Genomic DNA, 11962 nt, shown 5'->3' with positions numbered 1-11962 from the left:
CTGACAAGTCAACGCTTGCGCTATCGCTCTCCAAACTCCCTACATCAAAAAAGCGATCGCATTCTTAACTCTTTACACCAAAAAGCGATTGCTCTTACTAAATCATCAGTTAAAAAAGTACAATTTAAAAGAAAAATTACGGCTCTTGCGTCTCTTTTATGGAGAATTAATACTAAAGTGCCAGTTTAATAAACTACGTAATCTGAAATTGCTAAAGTTACGAAATCCATATCCAAGTCTTTTGATTAATTTGAGTTTATTATTAATTCCTTCTACAGTACCACTAGTAGTTCTGCCGTCAAAATAACCTACAACTTCACCAAACCACCTAATCATTGTTCCTATACTTTTGGGAAAATAAGAAAGTCCATCGTGCATCCAATCTAATAAATTCATTATGCTTTCGCCCCAAGACTTAGTGGATTCAAATATGTCTCGAAATTCTTCTTTTAGGGCGTGCATTTTTGCCAGAATAGGGGAAACTTTTTGAACATTATTTAATCTTTCTTTTTGTTGTTCATTTAAAGAATCTTCATTTTTATTAAGCTATATTTGCTTTTATTTAATCCTGCTAATATTCGGTCTCGCTCTGATTTATTATCTAAAGACATGGCGGCTCTCTTTTCAGATTTACGCATAGCATCTAATTCATCATTTACTTGTTTCATTACATGAAATCTATCAGCAGTTATATTCGCATTTGGCATTAATTCTTCTACTAAACTTTTATAAGGAGACCAAAGATCCATACTCACTTCAACTATTTGTTCAAGTACCTGAGATCCCCATTTGACAATAACTTCACGTATTTCTTCTATTCTTCTTGACTTCACCAACTCAATAGGTTTACGAGTATCTAAATCTACTAATACTGCTAAATAACTTCCTTGACCTTTCACCAAAGCAATCTCATCTATGCCTAACCTTTTCACCTGATTTAAATTAATGTTTAATATTTGTGATACTTGTGCCTTTAACATTGATTCAACTTCTTCATCGCTTAAGTCATTTCTTTCGGCAACACTATGAATATTACTGTCTAATACTTGTGCAACTATATCTATGGCTAGTCTTTTAGTATATCCTTTACTTTTATCTACAAAATTTAGCTTTTCACTGAAGACCTTTTTGCACTTGTTACATTTGAATTGACGGCGATTTATTCTTAACAATACTGGTTTTTCACTCCAAGATAAATCGTGAATTAGCCGCCAATGATTTTGATGTATACTATAGGTGGTTTTTTCACAGTCTGGACAAGTAGAATAGTTGACAGCTTTCTCTATTGTTATAATTATTCCTGCCCCAACAAGTTCTTGAAAATCTAACACTTTCATCTCTGGGAGATTGAGGATTTGATCTACGCTAAATTTCATAACTATCCCTAAAACTTTTGTATTTGATAATTATGATTGTAATCCTATGCTTATTCCCATATATCAAAAAGTTTGCAAACCTTTACAGGGATAGAGTTTTCAACTTTAATAATTTAAATTTATCGGCATTAAATTTTAATACTTTTAGTTTTCTCCATAAAAGAGACGCAAGAGCCAAAATTACTATTTAATCTTCATAATCTTCGTATTTTTTAAGCTGCTTCTCTTCAGTAGATTCAGGATTATTAAGATACTCAATTAATTCTTGTAAAACCAGGGCTATTTCATTCTAAATAATTGCTTGAATGTGCTAAGACCAAAACAGGCAAATCTTTAGTGCTTGAGCCATATTTTTAAAGTCATGAGAACGGTAAATATTTAGAGCTAAATTACAAAACGACCTATAAATTTGTATTAATGCCTCCTTATTGACAATATTTTAATCAATCAAACGATAAATTAAGACTTCTTTGTTAACATATCAGAATTGTATTTTGTCAAGACAATTTAGATGCGTTTCCTCTGTTCTTCTATTCCCTCTTATTTCCATTCTTCACGCTGTTTCAGATATGCTGGTGATAAACTTATAATTAACTCCTTTGCCTCTTCATCATTGACATCACTATTCTTTGGTCATGAGGTTGTCGTGTCATGAAATTGCATAAGATACCGACATTTATTAAATTTATTAGGTTTATATCTAGCTTAACTTAATATGATTTAATTATTTAGGGTTTTAGCAATGCTAAACCCTTACAAAATATATCTTCATCAGGTTTGTAATAATTTATTTCACCCTAGTTATCAAGTGGTCAAGCTCAAATTATCTGATTTGTTAATATTCTTAATACTAATAAACTCAAGTTGTTAACAATCTAAATTAATTCCCAAAAATTGAATATTTAATATTGACATCTAGCTACAAAAGAGCATAGGATGTGTTCAAACAACAATATAAAAATACCTGTTAAATATCTTGCAGGAAAAAATATGCTGTTTAGTTCAGCTAACTTACCTTATTGGATTTTCCTGATTACAGGAGTATTGCTTTTTCTATTCATGATTGTTCTGGGAGGGGGAGAATCAGAATTAGATGCTGATGCAGATTTAGATGTGGAAACAGACAGTGATGTGAGCTTTGGAGATTTTCTAGGATGGGCAGGTATTGGCAAAGCTCCATTGTTGTTATTGTTGGCAACAGATTTAAGTTTGTGGGGTTTGCTTGGCTGGATGTTAAATGTTGGACTTGGTGGTATTTTACGAAACAAACAGATCCCTTTTATCAGCGTAATGATTTTATTAATTTCCCTAATTATTAGTTTATTTTTAGGGAGGTTAATAGCTGAACCAATTAGTAAAATTTTTGCAGAATTTAGTGAAGATGCAAGTAGCGATCGCTTAATTGGTTGTATCGGAACTGTTTCTTCTGTTTATATTCCTAGAGAAAATTTAAGCAAAATTGGACAGATAGATGTGCTAGATGCAAAAGGAAATTTTTTAACAATTAATGCCGTTCTTCCAGATTGGGCAACTATCGCACCGCAGAGAGGGGAAAAAGTAATAGTAATTGAACTTAAACAGCAAATTTATCTAGTTATTGCCAAAGAAACTGTAGATGAAGAACGTTGGTTAGATAGCTCAAATCGTAAAAATTAACTTTGATCAAAGGAAAAAATATATGCTTTTTTGGTTAACATTTATCCAGGCTTTACCAACTGTTGATGTACTGGAAATGCCATCAGTTCAGTTACAGTCAAAACAGCAACAGACAACCTTGATTAATCCTACTTTTCCCCTGACAACTCAACCGAGTTTAGCGCAAATTAATGGAGGGTTAGTATTTCCCGGTGTCATTGTTACTTTAGTTTTACTTCTGTTATTGAGCTTATTTGCTTACACAAGAGTTTATGTTGTCACACCCAACAACGAAGCCTTTGTCAGAACTGGGGGATTATTTACTAAAAAGAAAGCAGTTATTCTCTATGGTGGCTGTATTGTTTTACCAGGGTTTCATCAATTAACAAGAGTACCTTTGCGGGAAATTTCTATTGATGTAGAACGGACTGGTAAAATGGCTGTGCGTACCAAAGATTATCTGAGAGCAGATATCAGAGTTACTTTTTATGTGTGTATTAATGCATCCGAAGATGATGTTTTAACAGCGGCTGCAAGACTATCTCAAAATGGTACTAAAATTAATCCTGAAGACATCAAAAATGCTTTAGAAAAAAGAGCAGATGATGCAATTAGAGCCGCAGCTAAAACCAAGGATTTAGCAGAAATTGATTCTGATAAATTGGGGTTTGCTCAGGAAGTACTGAATTTAGTGGGGACAGATTTGAAGAAAGTGGGATTAACACTAAATAATATTGCAATTTCGGAGATATTAGAAAGTGTTACTTATGATCCTGATAACTTCTTTGACGCTCAGGGTGTGCGCTTGCGAACGGAAATTATTCAACGTTCAGTTCAACAAAAACGGGAAGTTGAGTTATCAGCACAGGTGACTATTGAGCAAAAAGAATTAGATGCTCAAAAAAGATCATTGCAAATTGCCCAAGAACAAGAAAGTGCTAAACTATCTCAAAAGCTGCAAGTAGAAGCACTAAAGGCACAGAGAGAAAGGGAAATTCAAGAGTCTAAAGATAGAGAAGCTGCAACTGTACAACGTACCAAAATTTTACAAGCAAAGTCGGTTGAAGAAGAAGAAATTCGCAAAAAATTATCCCTACAACAAAGCCAAATTGAAGCTGATATTACTTTAGAAGAACGGAATAAGCAGCTAAAAGTAGCACAATCATTACAAAAACAAGAAGCGGAACTAGCAGAGATTATCCGTCAGCAAAGTGTAGAGTCTGGTAAGTTACAAGCACAGGTACAGATAGTTGAGTCAGAGAGATTAGCAAGAATAGCTCAAGAAGATCTAGCAATTGCGATCGCTAACAAAAAACGTGAAAGCTTTGTTGCACAAGCAGAACAAGCTAAAGCCGAGGAATCTGTCAAAACAGCTAGTGAAGTCGAAAAAGCTGAACGTACCAAACGATTATCTATTATAGCCGCAGAACGGGAAGCTCAAGAACGCAGTATTAGCGATCGCAACATTGTGGAAATTGACGCTTTCCGTCGTCGTCGTCAAGCTGAGATTGCTCAAGAAGCAGCAGAATTGGAAGCGGAAGCAATTCGCACTCTTGCGGATGCTAACCGTGATAAAGCCTTAGCGGAAGCGGAGGGTATTCAAGCCAAAATTGCGGCTGAAAACACGATTAGTAATGCTAATCTGAGTGCTAAGATGCTGACTACTATCTGGCCAGAATTAGCGGATAAACTGCCAGAAATCGTCTCCGCTTTAGCACCACAACCAGGAGTTTTAGGAGATACTCGTATTTACTCATTCCCTGGTGCAAATGGTACTAGCGGTAGTCAAGATATTAACAAGTTGCTACTATCAACTAGTGGATTATCCTTGATTAATACCTTGTTAGATGAAGGTAAATTAGGGGACTTAATTGGCCAAGTCAGTCAAATGGTACGTGGTAATAACTCAGCCATCACACCAACCCTCAACCAACAAGATACAGAAATTAATTGATAATTCGTAATTCGTAATTCGTAATTCGTAATTGAATAAGAATTATAAATTAGGAATTTTTAAACAGTAGCCATTTCTTGTACTAGGACGTAAGGTTCAATGATCAGGGCATGAAATCGCTTGCTACGATTGCCATTCCACTCTCCTACCTGATCTACAGAGGGTTTGGCAATCAATTTCTCTTCAATCCATTGTTGCACTGAGGGAATGTTGTCACCTGCGATCGCAACTGCTACATCTAATAAGTCTATCCCATCTGCTACTACAATCACTGCATCCCTTTGCACATGGGGAATTAGCCAATCCCACTCTGCTTCATCGAGATTTTGTTTTAATTCTGCTCTTAAATCCGACATAATTCCCGACTTTGTACTTATAATCTTGATTTTACATGATTTATCAAATCGCGTAACATTATTTTGCTCCGAATGCCAGAAATCATAATTTATAAATTCTTAAAAATTTTCATTAATTGCCAATAGCTAATTTTCTGATTGCATTTCTTCGATTTCCAATAAAGCTACAATTATTCCCGCCATAGGAATAGAGATAAAAATACCGAGCAAACCTGCCACCCTAGCACCAATTAATAAAGAGAAAAACACTACTACAGGGTTTAAGTTCATTGTTCCTTGCATAACTCTTGGAGCAATTAAGTTATCTTGAATTTGCTGGAGAATCACACAAGCTATCAATACTTTTAACGCTAACCAGGGATTTTGTGCTAAAACAATTAAAGTAATTGTAGCAACTCCTAATGTTGCCCCTATGCCTGGAATCATATCTAAAATTCCAACTATCAGAGATAGCAATAAAGCAAAGGGGACATTAAAAAATAATAAAACTATGAAGGTTGCACTTGTCAAAAACAAAGTTAATAATAACTGACCGCGAAAAAAACCTAGAAAACTACGTCTGATGATATTGGTAAATCTTTGACGACGATTTGGTGGAACTATTTTGAGAATAAAATTCCATAGTTTTTGTCCATCCAGTAACATGAAAAAAGCGATGACAGCAATAAATATAAAAGTGATGAAATTGGTTAGTATACCTTGTAAAATAGCTAAAGTTGTAACCAGTGTTGATATAGCTTGATCGCGGAGTTGAGTTTCAATTAAACTTAAATCTATCTGCAAATTACGAGTTTGCAGAAATTCTTCTATTCGTTCTATTAAAGGAACTAAAGAATTTAAAAAATTTGAAACACTATCTATTAATTGTTGTCCTTGAGATAAAACTGTTAAGCCTACGGTAATAATGAGTACTCCAATGATCAGAATACTCGCTAAAAAAACTCCAATTACTGCTACGGTATGAGGTAAAAAACGTCGGAGAACGTCTACAGGATAGTTGAGTAAAAAAGCCAAAATTGCAGCGAATGAAAAAACCACAATTACTGCTTGAAAATAATCCAAAAGTTGGACAATAGCCCAACCAGAAGCAACTAAAAGTAAAAATCGAACTAAGACTAAATTATTTAGTCTCTGCCATAAATTCTTGCCTTCAAACCCACTCATATAAATTTTAGATTTTAGATTTTAGACAGAACTTACGCAACTGGAACATCGATAAAGTGCCTCAGACTGTATAAATCTAGTAAATAAACAGATTTTTGATATCTGATGCACCCTATAGATTTTTGGTGTGACACGCAGCTTTAGCCCTATGTGATTATCAAACACTCAAGGAATCAGATTTTGCGAGCATTATCTGTGACAATTATTTTCTCAATTTTTTTAACTAACTAGGGCTTGCTGAAGTTCAAATATATACAATTGACGAATTGTTCGCTACATCCTTAAAGCATATTCCTTAGTGGATAAATACTGTCTGCACTATTACAATTCATGATCCAAAATCTAAAATTGCTGTTATCGCCCTAAATCGTGCATTTCATTAATTACAGTCGCACATTTTTGGGTCATCGCTTCTAATTCTTGTTTATTAGTAGAACTAGGAGCATCAATTACTTTACCAATTCTGACAGTAATGGGAACTGCACGAGGAAGAGATGAACCAGGTTGTAAAATCTTGTCAGTACCCCATAAACTCACTGGTAAAAAAGGTACTTTTGCTTTTCCTGCTAATAATGCTGCGCCTTTTTTGGGGTCAGTAATGCGACCATCTGGAGTACGTGTACCTTCTAAAAAAACACCTACAGCCCAGCCATTATCAAGACATTCTAGAGCCGCACGAATAGCCGCACGGTCAGCACTACCCCGACTAACGGGATAAGCACCATACAACTTAATCGCTTGTGCTAAAACTGGCACTTTGAACAATTCTTCCTTAGCCATGTACGCTACGGGACGACGTACACAATTAGAAACAATTGGTGGGTCAAAGTAACTCGCATGATTGCTAACTACTAGCAATGGCCCAGTTTGGGGGACATTTTCCACGCCATAAATCTTGATACGAAAGTAAGTATGCAGCGTGGGACTAACTACAGACCACTTAAAAGCGTAGTAAAGTGCCAGACTGATAAAAGGTTCGCGTTCTCTGGTCACGGAGGATAATTTAAAGGAGACTAAGGTCTAGGATAAGCGATCGCGATCGCTTTTCATCAGTCAACGGCATCATTTAGCAAAACTATCATCCCTTAGAGGATTTGTACCTGAGATTAAACAGTCTACTGACTTGTTTCCAGACCAGTCTGTGAAGGTGGTGTCATCTTTGTAATGTCGGGGTGTTTGGAGCATCAATTGCCATGCTTGACCAGCATTCAACAAATTGAAACGCTCAGGGTAATGTGTTTGTAATAATGCTTGTACCATTGGTGCATAATCTGAATTTATGCCGGGAAAAATGTGATGTTCTGTATGATAAGAAAAGTTGAAATGTAATAAATCAAATAATTTGGGAACTCGAATAGATAGACTATTTACCAGCACATCATTTATACTTGTCATTTGACACAACATATGATTCGTATAAATATAAAATATCAGACCTGCATAGCCTATCCAAATGGGTAAAAAGTAGCCCAGCAGAAGTTTGATGGGATGGAATTCCAGGTAAGTTAAGATGCTGGCATGGATTCCCACAATCATTAATAATTCTAGAGCGATTGCCCGTCGTTCTTTCCCGCTAACAGTAAAAGCTACCACAGGATATTGGGCTTTACCATTGTTAAATAACAAAACTGAGGTCAAGTTACGAAATGCGTGAACTCCCCAAGCATGACCCATACCGATAGTCAATAAAATAGGATTTACTTCAGCGGAGGGTACAAAAGCATTCTGAATCCATTTACCCCAAGTTTTAGGTTGACTGTCTAAATAATTGCGATCTGGATCTTGCAGAGAATTAGTCTTATTGTGATGCTCTCGATTGTGTACTGCCTTCCATAAAGTAGGAGGCATCCATAACATCGTTAATCCCAATAGACTAATCACGCGTCTCAACCAGGGATTTTTAATCGTGCGGCTGTGTAGCAAATCGTGGGTGCTAAAAAGGAGAACGATGACACTATTAGCCATCACTAATGCTAGTGGTAAATAAAGCCAGAGCAAATACCATTTCCAGCCATCAAGATGATTTGCAATTCCCCAACCCAGCATCAAAATTGCTAGATTAATTAACAAAATCCAGACTTTATTTGTATCAGGTAAAAATGCTTCTGCTGGAAGTAAAGGACGCAACTTTTTAGCATAGTCTGCTTGCGTCATCCAAATTTTTTGATCAACTGTATTCATGAATATTGTTAGTTTTATTTTAAGGGTTATTACGCCAGTTTTTGAGAAATTTTAAGGCAGTATCAGGTTATTTTTTGGCGCTATTTTACTGAAATACTTAACAAATTACTGAAAATAAATTAAGAACCAATTCATCAAGTAAATCTTTGATAATGCGGCAAATTCTAAAAACGCGCTCGATAGTCTACTACACCAAAAACTTCAAGGAATAAAGATTCTACCTGCTCCCATATAGTTTTCAATATCTAATAAAATATCCACGAGACGAGCAGCACATTTTTCTCTATGAGAACTCCACAAAAAAGATGATCCAATCTTGTGGGATGGGCATCTTGCCCGTCCTTGTATTATTAGCGGGCAAGATGCCCGCACCACAAGAAATTTTGGGATATTTTTTTAATTGGAGAACTCTATAACCACGCTCATCGAATCGATCAGGATTTCCAATAGTGATAATTGGTAGTGAAGTTGCTATATTTTCCTCACGAATCATTTGCTCTAGCGAATCATATCCTTTCATATTTCGATTAGCTGTAATCAGAATCATTTGGTTCGATTGAGCAAATTGCCACACAATTCTGTCACTACTATCTGTTGGTAATCCAGCTTGTTTAAATGTAAAGAAACGAATTGATAATAGATCAATCCAGCCTTCAGCAGCAAGTGTTCCCCAAAATAAAACAGCGTTCCCTGTCAAGTTATAGTCAATTAGGAAATTCATGATTGGGATGTGATACACTCTTGCCAAGATTGTAGTTTTGCACGTAGAGCTTGCTGACTAACTTTAGTAGGCATAGCTGTTATTTTGGCAAATCGTTCGCGGTTTTTTTCCTGCCAATATTGTCGAATTTCCTCTGCTGTTTGGAGAAATTCTTGATACTCAGCTTCTATTTCTACAGGATGAGCTTCTATATAGGCTAAAGCCAAGTTCACCTGCTCATCATTTAGTCCGAGCTTTTCACGAATCAATTTGGATGGATATTGGGCTTTCAGATAGTCCATCACATCGTATAAGGTAATACGAGTCCCGGAGATAATTAGTCCCTTTTCTGTCCGAATGACACCTGATTGTCCATTGGATAAGGTTGTCATATCCATCATCTCCTAGAAATTGTTTCTGTTGACCTTAATTTAATTGTGAATGAATTTATCCTAAACAGGCAACTCCCCAGCATTACGAACGTTTTCTAAAATTAATCCAGCCGCAGTGCGTTTGATTAATCCTGTTAATACATTACCTGGACCAATTTCCACAACGCGCTCAATTCCATTTTCTGGTAATTGCAAAGAGATTTCTCGCCACCTAACTGAACCTGTCATTTGTTGAGAAAGGCGTTGTTTGATTATATCAGCATCAACTGTGGGAACAGGTTCGACATTAGACAAAATTGGGACAACAGCAGACTGAAAAATCACTGAGTCGAGAATTTCTTGAAATTCTGTGGAAGCAGCTTTCATTAAATGTGAATGAAATGCACCTGAAACTTTTAAAGGAATTGCACGTTTGGCTTTGACTTGCGACATAACAGCCTGTACACCATCTGGAGTCCCAGAAATGACGACTTGAGCCGAACTGTTATCATTTGCTAAAACTACATCAGGTGTCTCGTTAATGACTTTTTCTAATTGTTCCCGGTCAAAGTTCATCAGTGCGGCCATCATCCCACCAGCAGAGTTATCCATGATTTCTGCCCGGCGTTTAACCAAGTGTAAACCCGTAGACCAATCAAAAACGCCAGCAATATAAAGGGCTATGTATTCTCCTAAACTATGACCAGCAACAACATCCGGTTTTTGTCCCTTTTCTCTTAATAAATCAGCGAGAATACTTTCTATTACATAAAGAATAGGTTGGGTATAAAGTGTGCGTGATAGTTTTTCTTCGTCATTTTTACAGATATCTATAACAGACCAGCCCAAAATTTCCTCCGCTTGGGCAAATTTTTCTTGAGCAGATGGTATTTCTAGTAGATCCATTCCCATACCCAAGGTTTGCGAACCTTGTCCGGGAAACACCCATGCAGTTTTAGTCATTGATAAACGGTAATTTGGTAATTGGTAATTGGTAATTGGTAATTGGTAATTGGTGATTGGTGATTGGTGATTGGTAATTGGTAATTGGTGATTGGTGATTGGTGATTGGTAATTGGTGATTGGTGATTGGTGATTGGTAATTGGTAATTGGTAATTGGTGATTGGTCAGAGAAATTCCAAATCCCCCTCTGCTCCCTGCTCCCTGCCCCCTGCCTCTTCCAAATCCCTATCTTCCCCATTGAAAAATTGCTGCACCCCAGCTTAGACCTGCTCCAAAGCCGGAGGTAGCAATGATATCATTGGGTTTAATTTTTCCTTCTCGCACGGCTTCATCTAATGCTAGGGGAATAGAAGCGGCTGAAGTGTTGCCATAGTTGGCGACGTTACTTATTAATTTATGTGCTGGAATATTTAAACGTTCAGCTACCGCATTAATAATTCGCTGATTTGCTTGATGCAATACAAGCCAATCTATATGATCAACGGTGAGATTAGCTGCAAATAAGGCTTTGTCTATAACTTCTGGCACCTTTTGGACTGCAAAGCGGTAGACTTCTTTGCCGTTCATGCTGATGGGTTGGTAAGTTCCTTTGGTAACATTGATACCTGGACGCAATTCTTGAGCAGCACCTTCATAAGTAAGGTTGAGGTAATGATTTTGAGTACCATCACTTTTAAGAGAAAATCCTAATAAGCGATCGCTCTTATTAGCTTGCAACACTACTGCCCCTGCACCATCACCGAACAATATACAAGTGCGTCGGTCTTGCCAATCTACCCAACGAGAGAGGATATCGCCCCCGATCAGGAGTACATTCTGATAGACACCTGTTCTGATATATTGGGCTGCTGTGACTAGTCCAAATACAAAGCCGGAACAGGCTGCTGTTAAATCAAAGGCAACTGCTTTAATTGCACCTAATTCAGCTTGAATTCGGCAAGCACTACCAAATAAATCATCAGGTGTAGAGGTTGCCAGTAAAATTAAATCAATATCCTCTGCTTTAATCCCTGCCGCTTCAATAGCCTGTCTACCGGCAGTGGTAGCAAGTACACTTAATGACTCTGGTGGCAAAGCTAACCGCCGTTGACTAATTCCTGTTCTTGTAGTAATCCACTCATCTGATGTTTCTACCAGTTGAGTTAGTAATTTATTATCTAAGGTAGTTGCTGGTACTGCCGAGCCACTGCCTGTAATTGCTATACCGTTTAACATTGGCACTCCTAATCTCCCCAGCTATCAGTATTTTTGTCAATTGTCA

Annotated in this window: 11 protein-coding genes and 1 pseudogene; 2 read left to right on the top strand and 10 right to left on the bottom strand. The window is 36.8% G+C overall.

Annotated elements, in window-relative coordinates:
* Nucleotides 1–156 precede the first annotated feature (156 nt).
* Nucleotides 157–1376: pseudogene (locus tag ACOWPH_RS19990) on the bottom strand (ISL3 family transposase).
* A gap of 990 nt (nucleotides 1377–2366) precedes the next feature.
* On the opposite strand from ACOWPH_RS19990, the gene ACOWPH_RS19985 reads away from it, so the two are divergent.
* Together ACOWPH_RS19985 and ACOWPH_RS19980 are read left to right on the top strand one after the other, a co-directional pair.
* Nucleotides 2367–3032 carry an OB-fold-containig protein gene (locus tag ACOWPH_RS19985; RefSeq protein ID WP_015217136.1) on the top strand — a complete coding sequence of 222 codons (666 nt, stop codon included), beginning with the start codon at nucleotides 2367–2369 and terminating at the stop codon, nucleotides 3030–3032.
* Between the two features lie 22 nt (nucleotides 3033–3054).
* Nucleotides 3055–4965 (top strand): SPFH domain-containing protein, encoded by a 1911-nt coding sequence (locus ACOWPH_RS19980; protein ID WP_015217135.1) that lies wholly within the window; start codon nucleotides 3055–3057, stop codon nucleotides 4963–4965.
* Between the two features lie 59 nt (nucleotides 4966–5024).
* Here ACOWPH_RS19980 and ACOWPH_RS19975 read toward each other — a convergent pair whose 3' ends face one another.
* The 9 genes from ACOWPH_RS19975 to ACOWPH_RS19935 form a co-directional block, all read right to left on the bottom strand.
* Nucleotides 5025–5321, bottom strand: a complete 297-nt coding sequence (locus tag ACOWPH_RS19975; RefSeq protein ID WP_015217134.1) for a DUF2288 domain-containing protein — start codon at nucleotides 5319–5321, stop codon at nucleotides 5025–5027.
* Between the two features lie 126 nt (nucleotides 5322–5447).
* On the bottom strand, nucleotides 5448–6485 hold the full coding sequence (locus tag ACOWPH_RS19970; protein ID WP_015217133.1) for an AI-2E family transporter: 1038 nt from the start codon (nucleotides 6483–6485) through the stop codon (nucleotides 5448–5450).
* Nucleotides 6486–6839: 354 nt separating this feature from the next.
* Nucleotides 6840–7478 (bottom strand): lysophospholipid acyltransferase family protein, encoded by a 639-nt coding sequence (locus ACOWPH_RS19965; RefSeq protein ID WP_015217132.1) that lies wholly within the window; start codon nucleotides 7476–7478, stop codon nucleotides 6840–6842.
* 69 nt (nucleotides 7479–7547) lie between these two features.
* Nucleotides 7548–8666 carry a fatty acid desaturase family protein gene (locus ACOWPH_RS19960; RefSeq protein WP_015217131.1) on the bottom strand — a complete coding sequence of 373 codons (1119 nt, stop codon included), beginning with the start codon at nucleotides 8664–8666 and terminating at the stop codon, nucleotides 7548–7550.
* Nucleotides 8667–8949: 283 nt separating this feature from the next.
* Nucleotides 8950–9387 (bottom strand): DUF5615 family PIN-like protein, encoded by a 438-nt coding sequence (locus ACOWPH_RS19955; protein WP_042465456.1) that lies wholly within the window; start codon nucleotides 9385–9387, stop codon nucleotides 8950–8952.
* Nucleotides 9384–9758, bottom strand: coding sequence for a DUF433 domain-containing protein (locus ACOWPH_RS19950; protein ID WP_015217130.1), 375 nt, complete (start codon nucleotides 9756–9758; stop codon nucleotides 9384–9386). The genes ACOWPH_RS19955 and ACOWPH_RS19950 overlap by 4 nt, the downstream gene beginning before the upstream one ends.
* A 60-nt stretch (nucleotides 9759–9818) precedes the next feature.
* Nucleotides 9819–10700 (bottom strand): ACP S-malonyltransferase, encoded by an 882-nt coding sequence (fabD, locus tag ACOWPH_RS19945; RefSeq protein WP_015217129.1) that lies wholly within the window; start codon nucleotides 10698–10700, stop codon nucleotides 9819–9821.
* Nucleotides 10697–10939: a hypothetical protein gene (locus ACOWPH_RS19940; RefSeq protein ID WP_042465453.1), complete on the bottom strand. Its 243-nt coding sequence runs from the start codon at nucleotides 10937–10939 to the stop codon at nucleotides 10697–10699. Before ACOWPH_RS19940 ends, fabD begins: the two co-directional genes overlap by 4 nt.
* Entirely contained in the window at nucleotides 10927–11916 is a 990-nt protein-coding gene (locus ACOWPH_RS19935; RefSeq protein ID WP_015217128.1) for a beta-ketoacyl-ACP synthase III, read from the bottom strand. Before ACOWPH_RS19935 ends, ACOWPH_RS19940 begins: the two co-directional genes overlap by 13 nt.
* Nucleotides 11917–11962 lie beyond the last annotated feature (46 nt).

The sequence above is a fragment of the Anabaena sp. PCC 7938 genome, assembly GCF_049315035.1.
Taxonomy (GTDB): Bacteria; Cyanobacteriota; Cyanobacteriia; order Cyanobacteriales; family Nostocaceae; genus Anabaena; species Anabaena cylindrica.
The sequence above is the reverse complement of the archived record's forward strand: the minus strand, read 5'-3'. Positions and strand labels throughout refer to the sequence as shown.

Coding starts and splice junctions, on each gene's coding strand:
- fabD (WP_015217129.1), bottom strand. CDS start 10,700: ATGACTAAAACTGCATGGGTGTTTCCCGGACAAGGTTCGCAAACCTTG.
- ACOWPH_RS19975 (WP_015217134.1), bottom strand. CDS start 5,321: ATGTCGGATTTAAGAGCAGAATTAAAACAAAATCTCGATGAAGCAGAG.
- ACOWPH_RS19955 (WP_042465456.1), bottom strand. CDS start 9,387: ATGAATTTCCTAATTGACTATAACTTGACAGGGAACGCTGTTTTATTT.
- ACOWPH_RS19940 (WP_042465453.1), bottom strand. CDS start 10,939: ATGGGGAAGATAGGGATTTGGAAGAGGCAGGGGGCAGGGAGCAGGGAG.
- ACOWPH_RS19985 (WP_015217136.1), top strand. CDS start 2,367: ATGCTGTTTAGTTCAGCTAACTTACCTTATTGGATTTTCCTGATTACA.
- ACOWPH_RS19950 (WP_015217130.1), bottom strand. CDS start 9,758: ATGACAACCTTATCCAATGGACAATCAGGTGTCATTCGGACAGAAAAG.
- ACOWPH_RS19970 (WP_015217133.1), bottom strand. CDS start 6,485: ATGAGTGGGTTTGAAGGCAAGAATTTATGGCAGAGACTAAATAATTTA.
- ACOWPH_RS19980 (WP_015217135.1), top strand. CDS start 3,055: ATGCTTTTTTGGTTAACATTTATCCAGGCTTTACCAACTGTTGATGTA.
- ACOWPH_RS19960 (WP_015217131.1), bottom strand. CDS start 8,666: ATGAATACAGTTGATCAAAAAATTTGGATGACGCAAGCAGACTATGCT.
- ACOWPH_RS19935 (WP_015217128.1), bottom strand. CDS start 11,916: ATGTTAAACGGTATAGCAATTACAGGCAGTGGCTCGGCAGTACCAGCA.